At 35.6% G+C, this 20,375-nt stretch carries 17 protein-coding genes and 1 pseudogene; 8 read left to right on the top strand and 10 right to left on the bottom strand.

Going from position 1 to position 20,375, the window contains the following annotated elements; genetic code table 11:
• The first annotated feature begins 14 nt into the window (after positions 1-14).
• Positions 15-836, top strand: a complete 822-nt coding sequence (locus M4I44_RS14810; protein ID WP_249965184.1) for an OmpA family protein — start codon at positions 15-17, stop codon at positions 834-836.
• A gap of 19 nt (positions 837-855) precedes the next feature.
• A complete protein-coding gene (locus tag M4I44_RS14805) occupies positions 856-1,407 on the top strand; it encodes a hypothetical protein (RefSeq protein ID WP_249965183.1) in 552 nt (183 codons plus the stop codon).
• A 48-nt stretch (positions 1,408-1,455) separates the two neighbouring features.
• Here the strand turns inward: M4I44_RS14805 and M4I44_RS14800 are convergent, their stop codons facing one another.
• From M4I44_RS14800 to M4I44_RS14770, 7 genes are all read right to left on the bottom strand, one after another.
• The gene (locus M4I44_RS14800; RefSeq protein ID WP_249965182.1) at positions 1,456-2,502 is read right to left on the bottom strand and encodes an o-succinylbenzoate synthase; all 1,047 of its coding nucleotides are present in this window, start codon (positions 2,500-2,502) and stop codon (positions 1,456-1,458) included.
• An 83-nt stretch (positions 2,503-2,585) separates the two neighbouring features.
• Complete coding sequence (locus M4I44_RS14795) at positions 2,586-3,788, bottom strand: M48 family metallopeptidase (RefSeq protein ID WP_249965181.1); 1,203 nt, start codon at positions 3,786-3,788, stop codon at positions 2,586-2,588.
• Between the two features lie 33 nt (positions 3,789-3,821).
• Entirely contained in the window at positions 3,822-4,337 is a 516-nt protein-coding gene (locus tag M4I44_RS14790) for a DUF2199 domain-containing protein (protein ID WP_249965180.1), read from the bottom strand.
• Positions 4,338-4,342: 5 nt separating this feature from the next.
• On the bottom strand, positions 4,343-5,020 hold the full coding sequence (locus M4I44_RS14785; protein ID WP_017498512.1) for a metal-dependent hydrolase: 678 nt from the start codon (positions 5,018-5,020) through the stop codon (positions 4,343-4,345).
• A 30-nt stretch (positions 5,021-5,050) separates the two neighbouring features.
• Entirely contained in the window at positions 5,051-6,013 is a 963-nt protein-coding gene (gene menA / locus M4I44_RS14780; RefSeq protein WP_249965179.1) for a 1,4-dihydroxy-2-naphthoate octaprenyltransferase, read from the bottom strand.
• Between the two features lie 78 nt (positions 6,014-6,091).
• Positions 6,092-6,925 (bottom strand): 1,4-dihydroxy-2-naphthoyl-CoA synthase, encoded by an 834-nt coding sequence (locus M4I44_RS14775; RefSeq protein ID WP_017498510.1) that lies wholly within the window; start codon positions 6,923-6,925, stop codon positions 6,092-6,094.
• Positions 6,926-7,703: 778 nt separating this feature from the next.
• Positions 7,704-8,558, bottom strand: coding sequence for a S1 RNA-binding domain-containing protein (locus M4I44_RS14770; protein ID WP_249965178.1), 855 nt, complete (start codon positions 8,556-8,558; stop codon positions 7,704-7,706).
• 166 nt (positions 8,559-8,724) lie between these two features.
• Here M4I44_RS14770 and M4I44_RS14765 point away from each other — a divergent pair.
• Positions 8,725-10,073, top strand: a pseudogene (locus M4I44_RS14765) (M28 family metallopeptidase).
• 79 nt (positions 10,074-10,152) lie between these two features.
• Here M4I44_RS14765 and menD read toward each other — a convergent pair.
• Positions 10,153-11,817, bottom strand: coding sequence for a 2-succinyl-5-enolpyruvyl-6-hydroxy-3-cyclohexene-1-carboxylic-acid synthase (gene menD / locus M4I44_RS14760; RefSeq protein WP_249965177.1), 1,665 nt, complete (start codon positions 11,815-11,817; stop codon positions 10,153-10,155).
• Between the two features lie 179 nt (positions 11,818-11,996).
• On the opposite strand from menD, the gene M4I44_RS14755 reads away from it, so the two are divergent.
• Together M4I44_RS14755 and M4I44_RS14750 are read left to right on the top strand one after the other, a co-directional pair.
• Complete coding sequence (locus M4I44_RS14755; RefSeq protein WP_249965176.1) at positions 11,997-13,175, top strand: thioredoxin family protein; 1,179 nt, start codon at positions 11,997-11,999, stop codon at positions 13,173-13,175.
• Positions 13,176-13,260: 85 nt separating this feature from the next.
• A complete protein-coding gene (locus tag M4I44_RS14750) occupies positions 13,261-13,758 on the top strand; it encodes a GNAT family N-acetyltransferase (RefSeq protein ID WP_017498504.1) in 498 nt (165 codons plus the stop codon).
• A gap of 84 nt (positions 13,759-13,842) precedes the next feature.
• Here M4I44_RS14750 and M4I44_RS14745 read toward each other — a convergent pair whose 3' ends face one another.
• Positions 13,843-14,430, bottom strand: a complete 588-nt coding sequence (locus tag M4I44_RS14745; RefSeq protein ID WP_017498503.1) for a glutathione peroxidase — start codon at positions 14,428-14,430, stop codon at positions 13,843-13,845.
• Between the two features lie 837 nt (positions 14,431-15,267).
• Here M4I44_RS14745 and M4I44_RS14740 point away from each other — a divergent pair.
• The 3 genes from M4I44_RS14740 (at position 15,268) to M4I44_RS14730 (ending at position 17,055) form a co-directional block, all read left to right on the top strand.
• On the top strand, positions 15,268-15,798 hold the full coding sequence (locus M4I44_RS14740; protein ID WP_017498502.1) for an RNA polymerase sigma factor: 531 nt from the start codon (positions 15,268-15,270) through the stop codon (positions 15,796-15,798).
• A complete protein-coding gene (locus tag M4I44_RS14735) occupies positions 15,798-16,586 on the top strand; it encodes an anti-sigma factor domain-containing protein (protein ID WP_017498501.1) in 789 nt (262 codons plus the stop codon). Before M4I44_RS14740 ends, M4I44_RS14735 begins: the two co-directional genes overlap by 1 nt.
• An 88-nt stretch (positions 16,587-16,674) precedes the next feature.
• Positions 16,675-17,055 (top strand): DoxX family protein, encoded by a 381-nt coding sequence (locus tag M4I44_RS14730; protein WP_070907996.1) that lies wholly within the window; start codon positions 16,675-16,677, stop codon positions 17,053-17,055.
• A 71-nt stretch (positions 17,056-17,126) separates the two neighbouring features.
• Here M4I44_RS14730 and ccsA read toward each other — a convergent pair whose 3' ends face one another.
• Positions 17,127-20,333 (bottom strand): cytochrome c biogenesis protein CcsA, encoded by a 3,207-nt coding sequence (gene ccsA, locus M4I44_RS14725; RefSeq protein ID WP_249965175.1) that lies wholly within the window; start codon positions 20,331-20,333, stop codon positions 17,127-17,129.
• Between the last annotated feature and the right edge of the window lie 42 nt (positions 20,334-20,375).

Here is a 20,375-nt window from a genome sequence, read left to right as displayed (position 1 = left end):
GCTGCAATTGCACTATGAAAACACCTGCGGTTGATACCGAAAAAGTATCAAAAGTAGTGGCTCCGGACGAAACTACTGTCCCTTTTATTCTAAATGGTTCCGGAATTGATTATCATACCAATGATAATATCAAGTTCCTTAAAAGCAGTCCTACAGCACTTTTGCCTGTGGGTGATTCGGTATCGATTGGAATTCAAAACCTTAAAACATTCCTGATCGCTAATCCAAAGCAAAAAATTACCATAACTGGTTATGCAACTTCAGATGAAACCAATACAACAACCTTTGAAAATCTGGGTCTGGCGCGGGCTAATGACATTAAAAAGTATTTTGTGTCACAAGGTTTACCTGATGCGCAGTTAACCACAAAAGGTGAACTAATTGATAAATGGCAAACGAAAAAAGATACACTGTTTGGACCTGTCAAATATGCTTTTGAAGCTCCGGAAGCTGCTCCGGCTGTAACTGACGAATGGGTTATTTTAAAAGAGAAAATCAATGACGATCCGCTCGTTTTACATTTCAACACCAATAAAGCCAGTGATAAGTTAACAGCTCCAGAAAAAGAAAAAGTGGCTGATCTGGTAAAATATATGGAGCACGTTAAAGAAGCTGTAATTGTAGCTGTTGGACATAGTGATAATGTTGGAAATCGTGATTCTAATGTGGCTCTTGGTCAAAAACGGGCCGAGTTTACTAAAAAATATTTGTCGAAAAATGGTGTTGACGGAAGTCGGATAACGGCAGAATCAAAAGGTCCTGACGAACCAATTGGTGAAAACACCACCGCCGAAGGCAGGGCAAACAACAGAAGAACAGTGATAACAATTAAATAATCAATCAAAATATACGATCATGAATATACCTTGTATCTTAATACCGGCTCTAGTGGGATTAATCTGTGGAATTTTGGGTTACTTACTGGGAAAAATGAATTCTAAAGGTGACGATTCACTTGCTTTGTCACTACAGTCCGATCTGGATGCCTGCAAAGCCAATACGCGAAACCTGAATGCTAAAATTTCTTCTCTGGAAGCTGAATTGGCCGCAAAAGCTAAAGTCAACAACGCTCCGCAATCATTTGCAGCAGCAACAATACCTGCAATACCTTTTGACGGTGCATTGGCAGCAACCGCCTACGGCAAAAAAATTAAAGAAAATGATTTAAAAATAGTCGAAGGTATCGGACCAAAAATTGAAGCGTTATTTAACGCTGCAGGAATTAAAACATGGCACGAACTATCAGAAGCTTCAACCGAAAAATTACAATCCATTCTGGATGGCGGAGGTGAAAATTATGCTATCCACAATCCAAGCACCTGGGCCAGACAGGCATTACTTGCTTACCAGGGCAAATGGCAGGAACTGAAAGACTGGCAGGACAGTCTAAAAGGCGGAAAAGAATAAAACCGAAATCAATATAACCATCAAAACTGGCATAAAGCCAGTTTTTTTTTATAAACTGCTGAGAAAATCGAAATCCCAGTCTTTTGTTTTACTGTACCATAACTGTCCCCCCACAACTTCAAGCGGACAATCAAAATTATTAGTATAAAGTGCTCCGGTTCCAAGACCTTGAGGCATTTTTGAGTTTTGCAAAAATGTCCATTGTGCGATCGCATTAAGACCTATATTACTTTCTAATGCCGAAGTAATCCACCATCCTATTTGATACTTATCGGCCAAATCTATCCATTCTTTTGTGCCTTTGAAGCCACCAACAAAACTTGGTTTTAGAATAATGTATTGTGGTTGTATTTTTTGTAGTAAAGCCTCCTTTTCTTCCAACGAGAAAATACCAATCAATTCTTCATCAAGAGCGATAGGAAAGGGTGTAGTTTTACACAAATCGGCCATGGCGGCAATGTTTCCTTTCTTTATTGGCTGTTCAATGCTATGCAGCTGATATTTATTCAATTGATTCATTTTACCTAATGCATCATTTAAATCAAAAGCGCCATTAGCATCCACCCTGATTTCAATTTGCTCTGCTGAAAAATGACTGCGAATAAAAGCCAATAACTCCAGTTCCTTTTCGAAATTAATGGCTCCTATTTTCAACTTTATACAATTAAAACCAGCGGCTAATTTCTCTTCGATTTGTTCTTTCATAAAGGAAGCTTCCCCCATCCAGACCAGACCGTTTATCACAATTGACTCTACATTACTGGTAAAATCGGACGGAAACAAAACAAAAGGATCTTCACTTTTAAAAGATAAAAATGCCATTTCAACACCAAATTGTATCGATGGAAATTCTAACAAAGCATCCCAAAGCGCCTTTTCTCCCAGATGAATATTATCACACGTCCATTGCAGTTTTTCTTCATAATCTTCGCGATCATCCGCACTCAAACCACGAAGTATTCCACACTCTCCTATTCCTTTTTTACCGTTCTCTTCCAGAACAATAAACCAGGTTTCCTTCTCGGTCATAACCCCTCTGGAAGTCCCGGAAGGCCTTTTAAAATCAAGCATGTATTTATGGAAGGTTGCTTTCATATAATAAACAGATGGTAAAAAAATAAGCCTGAATAAATAGGTGTCACACCATTAAACAGGCTTATTATTGATTTTATATTTTTTTAATTGTACAGTTTCAATATTTTTTCAAAATCTTTTGAGGGTAATCCTGCTTTTTGAAAAATTACGAAATCCTGTTTTGTTTTCTCTATCCAGCTTAAACTGTCTGTCACGTTTTGCGACTGGTATTTTTTATAAATGGCTTTCGCTTCGCTATAATCATCACTAATCAGATAAACGTGCGCCAGATTTAATTTGACAAGCAACTCTGTATCGTCTAATTTTTCACCTTCTTTCAAAAATTTAATGGCTTTACCGTATTGTTTAGTCAAAATATAACAATATCCTATCGAACTGTAATCTAAAGCCGTTGCTTTTCCGTCGTTAATGATGGTATTCAGTTTCGGAATCGCTTCGTTGTATTTTTGAAGTCTGACTAAAGCAGCAGCCTGTGCTCTCAGGTCGTTGTAAACATTTTTAGAAATATCAGCATCTTTATAACAGCTGCTTCCAAAATCCTTATAAGCTTTAGTCTTTTCAATTGGCAGTAACTTTTGAAATTCTGTATAACGGTACTGTTTCATGATTTTATCAAGTATACAAACACAAAAATCATCAGAATTCGCCATTTTCTGAGCCATTGTGGAGGTTTTGCAAAGACTTATAATTTCATTTTTATTGTCCTGATTCCATCCACGATTCAGTTTTGTGTCCACCCACGGCACTACTTCCAGAACTATTTTTTGATTTAGAAGCCAGTTTTTGCTGTGAAAACCAAACCAAAGTGTGCTTACATTCTGTCCCAAACAGGACGATTTATCCAGCGACAATCGTTTAGCATCTTTGCTTAAGGGATCTTTCTGATCGTAACAGGCTTTCTCTGTTTTACCATCAGTGATATACTTTTTTGCCGTCTCGTTGGAGGTAAATAAAGCATACGTACAGGTATCATCACCTGAAATTTTAGACATTAGAAAAACTGCTCCGGCTGATCCCTGACTGATTCCGGTTGGATCCGGAATTGATTTTAAAACGGAGACCAGACTGTTTGCCATTTCCTGATTTTCATCTAAAAGTGTAATTCGGTATACAATTTCTGTTGTTCCTACCGGTAAATCTTCTGTTTTAAGAATAATTCGGTCACGGGCAGAAACTATAATTTCCTTTGTAGTAGCACGTTCTTTATCCCAATAACCGTCTTTTTGTGCAAAAATGCTGCACGAAGTCGTAATTAAAAGAAACAGGGCAATTTTTTTTAAAATCATTGTAGAAATTTATTTTAAGATCACTTACAAAATTCAGGCCTTATTATTTAATATTCTGTAAATTCTTTTCTCCGCTTCAGCTTTTGTAATCCCATTATAAAAATCTTTTACAAAAGGATGATCGAAATCCTGGTGTGGAAAAATTTCAGGTCTTTCATTACCGGGTTTGGTCACTACTGTTGTGGGAATACTGTTTGAAAATTCATAATCCGGAATGTAATTCGAAAGCCATCCGAAATACTGTGCTTCGTGATTTTCATCTTCGCCATTTTCCAGATAATCTTCAAAACTTTTTTCACTTAGCGAAACCCAGAAGCCATACTCTAAATCTTCGCAATGATCGTTTACTTGCTGGACTAAAACTGCTCTGATAAAACGATGCACCTGATCCGGATGCTTGATCACGCAAAAATCTTCATTAATCTCCGCAATTTCCTCTTTCTCTTCCGGAGAAAGTTTATCATAAGAAAAAGGTGAACTGTAAGCTAATGCCGGCCAGCTTTCATGCTCTTCGCCACAGCATTCACAAATAAATTTAATATCTGACATTTTAATTACAGTTCAATTGATTCGCCAATTTCCAAAAGCATCAAGTCTTTTCCTTTATCAAAGAACTTGCGAATCGCGTCTTCATGATCGATTTTAATGTAGCCAAAAGTATCAAAATGATATCCAAGAATCTTATCGCATTCTACAAAGTCTGAAGCTATGATGGCATCTTCGACATCCATTGTAAAATTATTTCCGATTGGAAGAATGGCCAGATCCAGTTTGGTCCTCATTGGAATTAGTTTCATATCCATTGTCAGTGCAGTATCGCCAGCAATGTAAATATTTTTATGTTCGCCCTCAATTACAAACCCACCCGGATTTCCGCCATAACTTCCGTCAGGGAAAGAGCTTGAATGAATCGCATTGACATATTTCACTTTTCCAAAATCAAATTGCCAGCTTCCGCCGTGATTCATCGGGTGTGAGCTGAAACCTAATTTAGCATAATAACCTGCAATTTCAGCATTTGAAACGATCACCGCTTTGGTACGATTGGCAATAGCCTCAACATCCAGAATATGATCGCCATGCGCATGAGTCAGTAAAATATAATCTGCTTCTAAGTTGTTGATATCAACTCCTGCTGCCTGCGGATTTCCTGTAATAAAAGGATCTACAATAATATGTTTTCCCCCCACTTCAATACCTAAAGACGCGTGTCCGTAAAATGTTATTTTCATTTTATTTCATTTTTAAAATTGAACTTTGTTTTATCTTCCCCCTAAAAAGAGGTTGACAATAATGTCTGAAATCAATGAAATCATACATACCGTCAGTAATATTGAAAGTAAAAAGGTGCTTAGTGCCAGTTTCTTCAATTCAGGATCTAACAACTTTGGATTTTGGTTTTTATAAACGGTAATTAAATGTTTAGTTAAAGGAATAAAAGCCAATAAAAACAAATACTGATCGAAGTTATAATCACTCAAAAAGGCAAAAGCAACTATTAAAAGCATAGCGGTAATAATCAAAGTGAAATGATAAATTTTAGCTTTTGCACCACCGATCTGAACTACAATGGTATTTTTTCCTGATTTGCGATCTGATTCTTCATCACGCATATTGTTCAGATTTAAAACTCCAACACTTAATAAACCGATTGAAATAGCTGGTAAGATCAAAAGAGGATCGACTTCTTTTGAATACAAAAAGTTTACTCCCAAAGTACTAACCAATCCGAAGAAGATAAAAACGAACAAATCTCCAAATCCTCTGTATCCATAAGCTGAATTTCCAACGGTATAACGAATTGCCGAAACAATTGCTGCTATTCCAAGTAATAGGAAAAAGATAGAATATCCAAAATTACTTTCGCCAAAAGCGAAATAGATCAGTACAATTGCAGACAACAAGGTCAAAAATGAAGTAATTATGATGGCTTTTTTCATGGCCTGAGGCGTAATAACACCACTCTGAATGGCACGCTGTGGACCAACTCTGTCGGCATTGTCCGTACCCTTTACACCGTCACCATAATCATTTGCAAAATTGGACAAAACCTGTAATCCAAGCGTCGTTAATAGTGCAAAACCAAAAATTTTCCAACTGAATACCTCTGTTGGTGTGTTAATGGTTTCCGTTGGGTTGGATAAGGCATATATACTTCCTACTATGATTCCGGAAACTGATAAAGGCAATGTACGCAAACGAGCGGCTTCAATCCAATGTTTCATTCTATTTTATTTTGTTAGATTATTTGTTTCAGATTTCACGTTCTCAACTTGAAACCTGAAACTATTATTTTAAGCCTTTTATGGCAACCATTTATTCTCGCCGAAGTTTGGCTTTCTTTTTTCCAAAAAGGCATTACGTCCTTCTTTTGCTTCTTCGGTCATATATGCTAAACGTGTTGCTTCTCCGGCAAAAACCTGCTGACCTACCATACCGTCGTCTGTTAAGTTCATGGCGAATTTTAGCATCTTGATAGAAGTTGGAGATTTTTGCAGAATTTCCTGTGCCCACTCGTAAGCAGTAGCTTCAAGCTCATCGTGTGGAATTACAGCATTCACCATGCCCATATCCATAGCTTCCTGAGCAGAATAATTTCTACCTAAAAAGAAAATTTCACGCGCTTTTTTCTGTCCGACCATTTTAGCCAGATAAGCAGATCCGTAACCACCGTCAAAACTGGTTACATCGGCATCCGTTTGTTTGAATATGGCATGCTCTTTACTCGCCAAAGTCATATCACAAACGACATGCAGACTGTGTCCACCGCCAACTGCCCAACCCGGAACAACCGCAATAACTACTTTTGGCATGAAACGGATTAAACGCTGTACTTCAAGAATGTTTAAGCGGTGTTGTCCGTCTTCACCCACATACCCTTGATGCCCACGCGCGTTTTGATCGCCTCCACTGCAAAAAGAATACACTCCGTCTTTTGTAGAGGGTCCTTCTGCAGACAGTAAAACCACTCCTATCGAAGTATCTTCCTGCGCATCGTAAAAAGCCTGGTACAATTCTGAAGTTGTTTTTGGACGGAATGCATTTCTAACGTTTGGTCTGTTAAAAGCAATTCTCGCAACTCCGTTACATTTTTTATACGTTATATCTTCAAATTCTCTGGCTGTAATCCAATCCATTTCTGTTTGTTTTGTTTTTAATAATTGATAGTGTAAAAATAAAGCATTTTTATATTTTTACCTACCGCTATTTGTTTTTAGTCGCAACTAAAATCTGTTGTAATGTTAACAATTGGTATAATCTTACAAAAAATAATAATTTTAACAGTAGTTTTAAAAAATAATATTTAATTTTACCACCTAGAAATCAATGAGATACATTTTATTTCATTGACTAGAAGATTGATTTTCTTTCACTGATTTATTAACCTAAAAAATGATTTTTTTGAGAAAATTTAAAAATTTTGTCGCTCATTATTTTACGGTTTTTATTCATACACCGTGGATCAATGAGCAAATGATTTATTCATTTGTTGAAACTTCGAAAAGGAGATAGTAACACCTAAGGTTAAAAGCTGGAATTGTTTAAGAATTAGTATGAGATTGATTACGAAAAGAGGAAAAAATACTAATGAAAACTTTCTACAAGTTATTTTATCAAACCAAATGGGTCGAGCCGTGAAATTGAGTTTTTGCTTTTAATATGAATTTATAAATTGTTTAAAGACATACCCATTTCAGAAAATAGTTTCTAAAATTTTTAAAGCTATTATTTTTTGAATGGATTCGAGTTTATTTTATTTCTGTTTTTTTTTAATTACAATTTTTTTTAAAACTAGAATAAAAAGGGAAAGGCTACTTGTAATGAGTAGCCTTTCCTGTTATAACAATATATTTTAAACTTCAAATTCCAAATTCCAATAGTACGTATCCTATTGGAATTTGAATTTTGGAATTTTTATTCCTTTACCAGATAAATTCCGTCTTCTCTAATTTCGATGAGTTTTTCTTTATACAAAGCTCCAACAGCCTTTTTAAACGTTTTTTTACTCATTTTTAGTACCGTTTTAATATCTTCCGGATGTGAATTATCATTTAAACGTAAGAAACCTCGATTAGCTCTTAATTCGTCCAGAATTTTCTCTGCATTAGGCTCAATACTCTGATAACCTTGCACTTGCAATGCAACGTCGATTTTATGATCAGGACGGATATTTTTAATGTAACCGCGCATTCTGTCTCCGGTTCTGATGGCGTCATCATACACCTCGTCTTTGTACAGCAATCCTTTGTGTTTCTCGTTAATGATCACATTGATTCCTATTTCAGTGATATGAGATACAATTAATTCTACTTCCTCCCCTTTTTCAACGGTCAGCTGCTCATTGCTCAAAAACTGATTGGTCTTACTTGAAGCTACCAGACGATTTGTTTTTTCGTCCATGTACAAATACACCAGGTAACGTTTTCCTTTTTCCATTGGACGGGCTTGTTCTTTAAACGGAACAAGAATATCCTTTTCCATCCCCCAATCCATGAAAGCACCTACGTTATTAATGTAATTCACTCTTAATAGCGCAAATTCATTTAACAGAATATAAGGCTCTAAAGTGGTTGCCACCGGACGCTGTTCGTGGTCCAAATAAACAAAAACGATTAATTCTTCACCGATTTCAAATTCGTTCGGAACGTATTTGTTGGGTAATAAAATATCGTGAATTCCTTCGGGGTCTTTTTCAGGATTTCCTAAAAACAAACCAACTTTGGTATCACGAAGTATAGTAAGGGTATTGTATTTTCCTATTTCAATCATATGCTAAAAATTCTAAGCTGTTAAGCAGCTAAGTTTCGAGCTGCAAATGTACGAAGTTTGAAAATGGTAATCCTAAAAATGTTTCTAATTAAAAAAAGGCAGTTGCATCTTATTCTAATTTATTCCTTTTGGTTACATTTGAAAACCTATAATTAATCCAAAACCAATGAAAAAGACCATTTTCTATTCTATTTTTACCTTCTTATTTTTTACTCATATTTCTACTTCACAGATTACGGAGGATCCTGAAATCAAAAAAATGATCGGCGAAATCAAAGCTGAAAACCTCGAAGCTACGATTCATAAATTAGTTTCTTTTGGTACCAGACATACCCTCAGCGATACCAAAAGTAAAACCAAAGGTATCGGCGCGGCACAACAATGGGTAAAATCGGAGTTTGATAAATTTGCTCTGGAATCTGGGGGAAGACTAACTTCTAAAATCGATTATTTTGATGTAAAAGCCGATGGAAAACGAATCGCCAAAGACAGCCAACTGGGAAATGTTATGGCGACCTTAAAAGGTACCGATCCAAACGACAATCGTGTGCTTATTATAAGCGGACATCTGGATTCCAGAATTTCAGACGTTATGAATGTGAAATCTGACGCTCCGGGAGCCAATGATGATGGTTCGGGTGTTGCAGCTGTTATCGAACTGGCCAAAGTAATGAGTAAAAGATCATTTCCTGCTACTATAATTTTTGTCGCGGTAACCGGTGAGGAACAAGGTCTTTATGGTGCTCGTCACTTAGCAGAATTGGCCAAAGCAGCCAACTGGAACATTACAGCCATGCTAAACAATGATATGATTGGAAACAGCCTCTCAAGCGGTACAAATTTAAGAGATAACACACAGATCAGGATATTTAGCGAAACCATTCCGTTTACAGAAACTGAAGAGGAAGCTAAAATGCGCAAAGCAACAAACCGTGATAACGACAGTCCGTCACGATTATTAGCCCGTTATATCAAAACTGTTACGGAACAGTATGTAGATCAATTAAAAGTGAAACTTGTATATAGAAACGATCGTTTTCTTCGTGGTGGAGATCATACTCCGTTCAGTCAAAATGGCTTTACTGCTGTTCGTTTCTGTGAAATGAATGAAAACTTCAATCATCAGCATCAGGATTTAAGAACTGAAAATGGTATCCAGTACGGTGACCTCGCGGAATTTATGGATTTTGACTATTTGAGAAAAAATACTTGTTCAAACTTAGCAACTTTGGCTAATCTGGCCTGGTCGCCAAAAGCACCTTTAAACGTGGGTATTGAAGTAAAAGAACTTTCCAATTCTTCTACCTTAGCCTGGACTGCACCTGAAGGGCAAACTCCTTTTGGTTATCAGATTTTAATGAGAGAAACTTCATCTTCTCATTGGGAGAAAACTTTTTTTGTGAAAGAAACCAAGGCCGAAATTCCCTATTCAAAAGACAATTACTTTTTGCCGTACAAAGTGTTGATGCTTTAGGGCATGCAAGTTTACCGGTATTTCCGGTTCCAATTCGTTAATTCCCTTACTATCATAAAACAAAAAAGACGCAAAGAAAAAAAATAATCTTTGCGTCTTTTGTAATTTATAGTTTTGAGTCTAAACCAATTCTTTAAAATATTGTTTTAAGATAACATCATTCTCCAAAGTTGGCGTGAATACTTCCAAAATACAAGGAGCGTTGTTTGTAGCATAAAGCGACTTAATACCTCCTGTTAAAGATTTCTCATCTGTGGCTGTAAAATAATGCATCTTATACATTTTGGCCAGATGTTCGGCTGTTAAATGATGTGAAGTCTCGAAATAGGTATTAAAAACAGGTTTTTCTTCATGGCCTGGAAGAATCCTAAAAATTCCTCCTCCTCCATTATTGATTAGAATAATTTTGAAGTTTTCAGGGATGTACGAATTCCACAAAGCATTGCTATCGTAAAGAAAGCTAATATCTCCGGTAATAAAAATGGTTTGTTTATCGTTTCCTACTGCTGCACCAATTGCTGTTGAGGTACTTCCGTCAATACCGCTGGTTCCACGGTTACAATAAACTTCGATGGAAGGATCAATCTCAATTAACTGTGCATATCGAATGGCCGAACTATTGCTAATTTGCAACTGACTATTTTTAGGAAGTGATCCGATTACTTTTTCAAATACTTTAAAATCCGAAAATGTAATTTTACCCAGATATTCTTCTTTTCTGATTTTTCTTAAATCGTAAATTTGATCAATTTTAGAAAAATAATCACTTGCTGCAAATTCTGTCTTCGGAAGCAGCGCTTTGAAAAAAGCATCAGGTTCCATTACAAAATGCTTCGTTAAAGCATTAAAGGTATCATAAGCACGTAACGTATCAATATGCCAGTGATGTTCGGGTTTGTATTTTCGTAAAAAGGCTTTAATACGTTTGGATACAATCATCCCTCCAAAAGTAATTAACACTTCCGGTTCAAGATCTTTAAAATCAGCATCATCAAATGGCGTAATTAAAGTATCGATACTATTAATAAAACTCGGATGATGCAAATTTGAGGTCGTCTCTGTAAGCACTACAATTGAGGGATCTTTGGCAAAGTTTTCCAGAATTTCTTTATCGACAGAATTCGCTTCGTTTATTCCTCCAATAAGAATTAATTTTCTTTTTGAAGTATTCCAAACAGAAACAGTCTCTGCTTCGTTTTCTATGATTCCTGCACCGATAATTTCCTCTAAATGGGTAATTGTTGGTGCTACAGAAAGTTCTGAAACGGTTTCGTATAATGGTTCTTCAAAAGGAGCATTAATATGAACAGGGCCTTTTTGAAGTATAGCTGCTTCTATGGCTCTGTTGATCTTTAAATCGTTTTCTATTGAAGCTTCTTCAGTCAAATTTGCGTTGTAAACAGAATGGTTCTGAAAAACATTCTCCTGACGAATGGTTTGCCCGTCTCCAATATCAATCTTGCTTTGCGGACGGTCGGCTGAAATGACAATAAGTGGAATCTGACTGTAAAATGCTTCGGCTACAGCCGGATAATAGTTTAACAAGGCAGAGCCTGAAGTACAAACAACTGCGGTAGGCATTTTGGTTTGTTGTGCAATTCCCAATGCGAAAAAAGCAGCACAGCGCTCATCGGCAATACTGTAACAGTTAAAATTAGGGTTTTGAGCAAATCCTATTGTTAGTGGAGCATTTCTTGATCCCGGAGAAATAATAATATTAGTGATTCCTTTGCCTGAACAAATTTCGATAATGCTTTGTGCAAGCGCTATTTTGGGGTAAATCATTCTTATGGTGTATTACTTTTTGAAAAGAGACTTACAGTTATAAAACTCTTTTTTTAACCTCACAAAGTTACAAACTTCGCATTGGATTTAACTTATAAATAGGAAGATATTAAAAGGAGTTTCCCAAAAAAGGGAATATATTTGTAAAACTGATTATTTCTATTCAAAACAAACCGATTATGCGCTTTTTATACTTATTTTTTCTTTTTATATCCCTACAGACTACATCGGCTCAAAATCAATTTGTTGCTGATGACATGCCTTATAATACCGCTCTGAACAATGCCAAAGCACAAGGAAAACCGGTTTTTCTAATGCTTTATGCCGATTGGTGCCCACATTGCAATCTGATGAAAAAAGAAGTTTTAAGTGATCCTGCTGTGATCGATTTTCTAAAGAAGAATTATGTATGTGTCTGGAAAAATATTGAAAAAGAAGAAGGAACTGCACTTAAGAATAAATTCAATACAAAATCTTTGCCTTCCTTTTTATTTATAGACCCTGCCACCGAAACCCTTTTGTATGCTTTAAAAGGCGAATTAAAAAAAGAGGTTTTTATGACAGAAGTAAACAATGCCTTAAATGCGAAACTGCAATTGCCCTATCTGGAAAAAGAGTTTCTCGCTGATCCTTCTAATGTCGACAAATTTTTCAACTATCTGAACACGCTGAAAAAAGGAAAAGACCGTACTGACTTATCAATTCCAACACATATTTATCTCAATACACAATCTGATGCACAATTAATTAGCGAAACCAACTGGCGAGTGATTGCCAATGGTGTTACAGATATCAAATCGAGGGAATTTCAATATGTATTAAGTCATAACAAGGAATTTGCTGCTGTGGCCTCCCAAAGTCGTATCGATCGAAAGATTGAAAATATAGTCACGGAATCGCTTCGTCCGTATGTTGATAATTTAGACACTACCAACTATTACAAACAAAGAGAAATTGCAAAATCGATACGCTTGCAAAAAGTAGATTCACTGGTTTTTAAATTTGACTTAACTCTGGCAGAACGAACCGAAAAATGGCAATTTTATAAAAAAGTTACTCTTGAAAATACTCAAAAGTTAGTATGGAATGATGCCGGTTCTCTGAAAGATATCGGACAAACTTATTTAAAGCATATTTCGGATACCGAGAGTTTAAAAAAAGCAATCGAATGGATAAAACATGCTATTGAACTGAATGATTCTTACGATGGAAATCTACTTCTGGCAAGGCTTTACCAAAAAACAAAAAACAAGAAACTAGCCTTGCAATATGCTAAGGATGCTAAAGAAATCTCCAAAGAAATGAATTGGAACCCCAAAGAAGTTGACGCTTTACTGACAGAGCTAAACACTAAATAATACTTATTAGGAATCATCTGGCTGTTTCTTTAAAATAATTACCAAGCAGTCACACCCAAAAAACATCGCATATACCCAAAGAACTATGAGCCTAAACCTTAGACCGGCAACAACAAATGATTTAGAAAAGATTCTGAATATTGTAAACCATTCCATTCTGCATACCACTGCAAATTATAGTTATGAAATTCAGACTCTTGAAGTTCAAACGAAATGGTTTGAAGACAAAAAAGCTAAAAATCTGCCCGTAGTGATTGCCGAATTAGATGGCGAAGTAGTAGGATTTGGGAGTTATGGACAATTCCGTGAGAAAATCGGGTATCAATATACTGTAGAACATTCTGTATATGTAGTGGATACTGTTATCGGAAAAGGTATTGGATCTCAGTTACTGTCAGAACTCATTCGTTTGGCTAAAGAACAGGGGTATCACGTAATGATTGGCGCTATTGATGCCGACAACGCGGGAAGTATTGCTTTTCATGAGAAATTTGGATTTGTCGCAACCGGAACCCTTCGCGAGGTGGGATACAAATTTGATCATTGGCTCGATTTGGTTTTTATGCAACTGATACTACAATAGTTCTAACGCAATTCTATAAAAAAACCACAAACCTAAATTTAATATTCAGATTTGTGGTTTTATTTTGCATTCTTAATTCTTTAACTAGCTCTTGATCCAGTTGATTACTTCCGGATCTGTTGGCAATGTTCTTGGCTTAATCACTTTTACCAACTCCCCTTTTTCGTTAATCAGGTATTTTTGAAAGTTCCATTCAACTTCAGAATCCTTCAAGCCATTTTTTGATTTTTGTGTTAAGAATTTGTACACTTCACACATATCACTTCCTTTTACAGAAACTTTATCCATCATTGGAAAAGTTACACCATAATTTTGCTGGCAGAATGTCTCAATCTCTTTATTTGTACCTGGTTCCTGCTCGGCAAAATTATTAGCAGGAAAACCAACAATTACGAATCCTTTATCTTTATACTCTTTGTAAATTGCTTCAAGATCTTTGTATTGAGGAGTTAAACCGCATTTTGATGCCGTGTTAACAATCATCACTTTTTTTCCTTTTAGCGAAGCAAAATCAAAAGTGTCTCCTGATAAATCTTCTACCTTAAATTGATAAATGGTTTCTTTTGTCATAGGTTTATCCGTTTTAGATAATTTCTCTTTACTGGTTTGTGCCTGAATTTTAGTACCGAACAAAAGGACAATACTACAAGCTATAAATACTACTTTTTTCATTGTTTATTTTTTTATAAAATTAGTTAAATTCTCTTCTCAAAAATCACTTTAAATTCTTTATTTTTTGCTAAACATACGTTAAATAAAAAATGAAGCCTAACGTTAATCAGACGTTAGGCTTCCCCCCATACAAACAAATCAAACCATGAATTAATTGTTATTCCCTTTTTATATCGTTATATTAAAAATAGTTGATGCCCCGGTTATAGTGCTCATACATTTCAAATTTCCAATCCCTCAGGCGTATCTTTTTTAACGGCTTTTATCTTTTATTCTGGGCAAGAGTTGGACTACCTTCATTTTTTTGGAAGTCCGAAGACATCAACTGATCTACTAATTCCTAAATAATGTATTATCGCTTATTACAAGCTCTGAATTCTTATGAACAAGTCCTTTACGGAAATCACTTTTACTGAATCCCGCCAGCGACAAAACTGTAGTCAAACCAACAATCAGTATTTTCAGTTTATTTAAGCTATTCATGACAAATAAATTTTTATTTATTGAGATTTACTTTACGATTTACTCTTTCTAAATATTAATTTTCATTACTAATTCTTAAAACAAAAGTGCTGCTATAAAATTCCAATCTTCTTCATTTTCAAACTTTTGCTATTTTCGACACTATAAATCCGATGTTATAATAGCATTTACGTAATTGGATTGCTTTTGGTTTTAAAAAAATCAAAAAAAAGTGATATTTTTTTCAAACCCCTTAGTTTCCTAGGTTTAAGACTACTAAAAAAATTAAAAAATTCACGAAAAAATAAATTATCTTTATCTCAGGTTAAACATAATGTCTCTTAAAATTTTGTTCCAACTTAAAATACCACACCTATGAGTCAAGAAGAATTATTAGTTTTAATTTACAAGAAAGACGAACGAGCTTTTACCCATTTGTACGATATGTACTCGAAAAGTTTGTTTTCTGTTATCAATGTTCTCATAAAAAACCGCGAAGAAGCCGAAGATGTTTTGCAGGAAGTTTTTGTCAAAATCTGGAAAAACATCGATTCTTATAATGAGAGTAAAGGCCGATTTTACACCTGGATCCTCAATATTGCAAGGAATACCTCCATTGACAAGTTAAGATCCAAAAATTTTAATAACAGTCAAAAAAACCTTTCTTCAGATAATTTCGTAAATCTGTTAGACGACAGTAATAAACTCGTTAATAGAATTGATACTATTGGAATACAAGAATTTGTAAAAAAATTAAAACCAAAATGTATCGAGATTATTGATTTATTATTTTTTAAAGGATATACCCAACAAGAAGCTTCAGAAGAATTGGCAATGCCATTGGGGACTATCAAGACGCAAAACAGAAACTGTATTAATGATCTAAGAAATTATCTAAAAATATAATGGAAGCAAAAGAGTATATAGAATCAGGAATTCTGGAACTATACGTTTACGGTTTATTGACCGAAACTGAAAATCTGGAAATAGCCGAACTGGCTAAGAAAAATCCGGAAGTTGATCAGGAAATTATTTCGATAGAAAAAGCTATTGTAGCTTTATCATCAAGTTTTTCTCCTTTTCACTCGGTAGCCAATTTTGAGAAGATAAAAGCCCGTTTAGAGCTGAAACACGGCAAAGTAGTCGACATGAAACCAGCTTCGAACTGGTCACAATATGTAGGCTGGGCTGCGGCAGTGCTACTGCTTTTAGGCTTTGGATATCAAACTCTGGAATTGACAAAAACGAAAGAAGCTATTGCTACTGTTGGGACTGAGAAAAACAAAATTGAAAAAGATTACGCTTTCTTAGATCAGCAGAACAAGCAAACCGAAAAAAGTCTGACTATTGTAAGAGACATCAAAAACACGGGTGTAACACTTGGCGGACAAGCCGTTTCTCCAAGTTCATTTGCAAAAGTGTACTGGAACAAAGACACAAAAACAACGTATATTGATGCTGCCGGTTTACCAAAACCTCCAAAAGGTATGGTATATCAGGTTTGGGCTTTAAAATTAAGTCCTGTACTAACTCCTACGAGTATTGGTTTATTGAGCGATTTTGAAGGAAACTCTCAAAAAATATTTGCTGTTAATCAAACTGATTCAGCAGAAGCTTTTGGAATCACTTTAGAGCCTGCCGGAGGAAGCCTGACGCCTACAATGGAACAATTGTATACTTTAGGAAAAGTTTAAAACATAACACATCTTATCACTTAAGAAACGCATATTCAATTTAATATGCGTTTTTTATTACTTTCAATTAAAATATCTCGAAAAAAATATGAATGGAAATTTACTTTTAAGAACTGCGGTCGCTATTATTCTACTCACCCACTCTGTTTTCGGAATGTTTAATAACGGAATCAATGATTTTGGAAATCTATATTTAAATCAGATTGGCTTCGCTCCTTTTGGCGTTTTTCTGGCCTGGTCTATTAAACTATCCCATGTAGTAGCAGCCATTCTTCTGCTTAGTAACAAATACGTTAAACCGGCAGGTTTTGTCACTATTCTCATATTGATAATGGGAATAATCCTTGTTCATTTTCAGGAAGGCTGGTTTGTTGTAGGCGGTGGAAGAAACGGTGCCGAATATAATTTTTTACTCATTGTCGTGCTACTGGCAATTATGTATCCCAATGGCTTAAAAAAGCAAAACTAAACACCTCCCGTTTAGACATAAAAAAAGATTCAGCTAAGCTGAATCTTTTTTTATGTCTATTATACTATTTACTATTTTTTCTTGCTTTTATAGTATTTACGGTATTTAGGATACGTTAAAGCTCCAATAACCGAAATGGTTCCTAACGAATACCAAATCCAGCTTAACGAATGTGCTTCTCCTGTGGCATACGAGTGTAAACCTACTAAGTGAAAGTTTACTCCATAATACGTGAACAATATTGACACAAAAGCGAACATGCTCATTAAATTAAAGAACCATTTTCCTCTTAGTGCCGGTACAAAACGAGCGTGAATTACAAAAGCATATACCATAATCGAGATTAAAGCCCATGTTTCTTTCGGGTCCCATCCCCAGTAACGCCCCCAACTTTCATTGGCCCATTGTCCGCCCAGGAAGTTACCGATCGTTAACATGATTAAACCAATTGTAATGGACATCTCATTGATATAAGTGATCTCTTTGATATTTAAATCCATTTTAGCTTTGTTCTTTTCATTGGTAAAGAAAATCAATACCAAGGCTACAAAACCTAAAATCATTCCTAAGGCAAAAGGACCATAACTTCCTACAATTACTGCTACGTGGATCATCAACCAATACGAGTTCAATACCGGTTGTAAGTTTGCAATTTCAGGATCAATCCAGTTCATATAAGCTGCCATTACGATCATTGCAGTTACAAAAGCAGATGAAGCTACAGTAAGTTTCGATTTTCTGTCAAAAGCCAATCCGAAGAACATTGTTGCCCAGGCTACATATATAATAGACTCGTAAGCATTACTCCACGGAGCGTGACCCGAGATGTACCAGCGTGCAATAAGTCCTAAAGTATGCATTGCAAACAATACTCCTACCAGAATATGAAAACCGTTGATCGTTACGCGCAGCCATTTCTTCTCCAAAAAGATATTTACAATAGTGAACATAAGCATCAAGACTGAAACAGTAAGATACCAGTACGGTAATTTTTTAAAAATATCGTATTTGTTATAGGTTATTTCGGCATTAATTTTCTCCTCGCTTGGTCTTACTTTAGCACCAAACTTCTTTTGGAAACCATTTATACTCTCCACCAACTGATCGGCTGTTGTAAAGTTTTTAGAAATTGAGCCATTGTTTAATGCACTAAAATACATTGGCAGAATTTGCGTCACATAAGTCGAATCCATTCCTTTAAATCCTCCTTGTTGTCTTTCCAGATACGAAACCCATTTGTGATTTGGATCATTCGGAATAGGGAATATTTTCAGAATACTACCACTTAAAGCAGATTCCATCAGATTCACTCTTTTATCGGTATCTATAAAATCTTTCTCAAACTGATTTGGATTTGCTGCTTTATAGGCTGCATCTAAAAATGGTGAAAGTTTATAATTTCCGTTAGCATCAAAAAATTGCACAAACGCAGCACGTTTAGCCTCTTTATCTACTCCAATAATTTTACGAATACTGTCGTTTCCGGCTCTTAGATGAATCAAAGGAATTTGTATCCAAACCTGAGCATACTGTGTCATAGACAGGAATACCTGATCAGAATTCATTCCGTTGTACGTATCACTCTGACTTACTTTTCTAAGCAATTCAGATGAAAAAGTATTCACCGGTTTCATTCTACCTCCTGCATCCTGAATGATCAAACGTCCAAATTTAGCGGCATGCGCTTCCGGAGCTTTGTAAATGGTCAGTAAAGAATCTAACTGTTTCTGACTTGGCGGTGCAGTAACATGATTGGCATGATCGTTTGGATCTGTATTGTGATCGTGATTGTGGCCCGGTGTGTGCACATGCGGAGCCTGAGCAAAACCACTTAAACCAATCATTAAAACTAAAATGGTAATTAGTTTTTCTTTTTTCTTTTTTACGCCTTCTAATTTACGTTTCAAATCGCCAAAACGAGAATGTTTGGTAAACATAATAGCCATTAAGCCAATGTATAAAAGAAAATATCCTAAATAAGTAATATTAGTTCCCCAGAAATCGTGATTTACAGACAATACTGTTCCTTTTTCGTCCGGATCAAATGAAGATTGAAAAAATCGATATCCTTTGTGATCTAAAACGTGGTTCATATAAATATCAGCATTAAATGTTTCTGTTGAATCCTGAACGGTTACTTTACTTTCAAAAGAAGAGTAGCTTTTTTCTGTTCCCGGATATTTTGTAGCGATAAAATCGTTTAATTTTATCTTGAAAGGCAAAACATACGCTTTACTTCCGTAGAACAAACTGTATTCGATTTTTCCAATTTTAACGGTCTGAGGTTCACCTACACTGCCTTTAGACCCCAAAAGTCTAACTTGTTTTTCCTGTCCGTCAGCTTTAATTTTTATAATCAAAGCATCATGATGTGATTTTGCTTTGTAATCGTTATTCGACTCATAATCTACAACTCCTTTAACGGCAGGATCAGGAAATACAATTCTGATATCGCCAATACTGTACAAAGAACGCATCATTAAAGGTTGTACATTATCTTTACTTACCTTACCTTTTAACTGATCGGCCATTCGCATGAACTCTCCTTCAAAAGGGGTCTGAATCGTATATTTATCTCCTGTGGTATTGATGTTGATCGCACCGGCAGTTGGTTTGTTCAACGCAAATAATACGTTGTGAATGTTTTGTACTTCACCCTCTTTCAGAAAATGTTCTTCACGTCCACCGGAACCGGCTTCCACCATTTTAAGGTATAACGTTCCAGTAGGATCTGGTTTTATAGTTTCTTTAGCTCCCATGATGTAATTCACGTATGACACTTCAAAAGGAGTCTCATCGAATTTTCCTGAAAGCGTAAAATCATTATTGGTTACGGGTGAAAACAATAAGCTTTTGTCAAAAACTCTGCGTTTCATTTCTCCTTTATATTCGCCATCTGCAAAAACAGTTAAAAATGTTTTATCAGAGTAAACCTGATTTTCAGCAGCCCCTTCACGAATAGGCATCATTCCTTCATAACTAATATATCTTGTAATAAAAGCTCCTAAAAGAATAAAAATAAAGGCAAGGTGAAGTAATAAAGTGGCCCATTTTTCTTTTTTATGCAATTGGTAACGTTTGATGTTTCCAAAGAAATTGATCAAAAAGAAGACCATTATCGCCTCAAACCACCAGGTGTTATAGATTAAAATTCGGGCTGTATCTGTGTTGTACTTACTTTCGATAAAAGTTCCAACACCCATTGCAATTGCGAATGTTAAAAAAAGAACGGCCATTAATCGTGTAGAAAACAAAAAAGAGAATATTTTTTTATCCATTTTTAAGGAATTACATTGTATAAAAGTGGCACAAAAATACTT

The sequence above is a fragment of the Flavobacterium sp. B183 genome (assembly GCF_023539155.1).
Lineage (GTDB): Bacteria > Bacteroidota > Bacteroidia > Flavobacteriales > Flavobacteriaceae > Flavobacterium > Flavobacterium tructae.
The sequence above is the reverse complement of the archived record's forward strand: the minus strand, read 5'-3'. Positions and strand labels throughout refer to the sequence as shown.

Excerpts from the sequence above, each read along its gene's own strand:
- M4I44_RS14810 (WP_249965184.1), top strand. The coding sequence starts at position 15 with ATGAAAACACCTGCGGTTGATACCGAAAAAGTATCAAAAGTAGTGGCT.
- M4I44_RS14805 (WP_249965183.1), top strand. The coding sequence starts at position 856 with ATGAATATACCTTGTATCTTAATACCGGCTCTAGTGGGATTAATCTGT.
- M4I44_RS14800 (WP_249965182.1), bottom strand. The coding sequence starts at position 2,502 with ATGAAAGCAACCTTCCATAAATACATGCTTGATTTTAAAAGGCCTTCC.
- M4I44_RS14795 (WP_249965181.1), bottom strand. The coding sequence starts at position 3,788 with ATGATTTTAAAAAAAATTGCCCTGTTTCTTTTAATTACGACTTCGTGC.
- M4I44_RS14790 (WP_249965180.1), bottom strand. The coding sequence starts at position 4,337 with ATGTCAGATATTAAATTTATTTGTGAATGCTGTGGCGAAGAGCATGAA.
- M4I44_RS14785 (WP_017498512.1), bottom strand. The coding sequence starts at position 5,020 with ATGAAAATAACATTTTACGGACACGCGTCTTTAGGTATTGAAGTGGGG.
- menA (WP_249965179.1), bottom strand. The coding sequence starts at position 6,013 with ATGAAACATTGGATTGAAGCCGCTCGTTTGCGTACATTGCCTTTATCA.
- M4I44_RS14775 (WP_017498510.1), bottom strand. The coding sequence starts at position 6,925 with ATGGATTGGATTACAGCCAGAGAATTTGAAGATATAACGTATAAAAAA.
- M4I44_RS14770 (WP_249965178.1), bottom strand. The coding sequence starts at position 8,558 with ATGATTGAAATAGGAAAATACAATACCCTTACTATACTTCGTGATACC.
- menD (WP_249965177.1), bottom strand. The coding sequence starts at position 11,817 with ATGATTTACCCCAAAATAGCGCTTGCACAAAGCATTATCGAAATTTGT.
- M4I44_RS14755 (WP_249965176.1), top strand. The coding sequence starts at position 11,997 with ATGCGCTTTTTATACTTATTTTTTCTTTTTATATCCCTACAGACTACA.
- M4I44_RS14750 (WP_017498504.1), top strand. The coding sequence starts at position 13,261 with ATGAGCCTAAACCTTAGACCGGCAACAACAAATGATTTAGAAAAGATT.
- M4I44_RS14745 (WP_017498503.1), bottom strand. The coding sequence starts at position 14,430 with ATGAAAAAAGTAGTATTTATAGCTTGTAGTATTGTCCTTTTGTTCGGT.
- M4I44_RS14740 (WP_017498502.1), top strand. The coding sequence starts at position 15,268 with ATGAGTCAAGAAGAATTATTAGTTTTAATTTACAAGAAAGACGAACGA.
- M4I44_RS14735 (WP_017498501.1), top strand. The coding sequence starts at position 15,798 with ATGGAAGCAAAAGAGTATATAGAATCAGGAATTCTGGAACTATACGTT.
- M4I44_RS14730 (WP_070907996.1), top strand. The coding sequence starts at position 16,675 with ATGAATGGAAATTTACTTTTAAGAACTGCGGTCGCTATTATTCTACTC.
- ccsA (WP_249965175.1), bottom strand. The coding sequence starts at position 20,333 with ATGGATAAAAAAATATTCTCTTTTTTGTTTTCTACACGATTAATGGCC.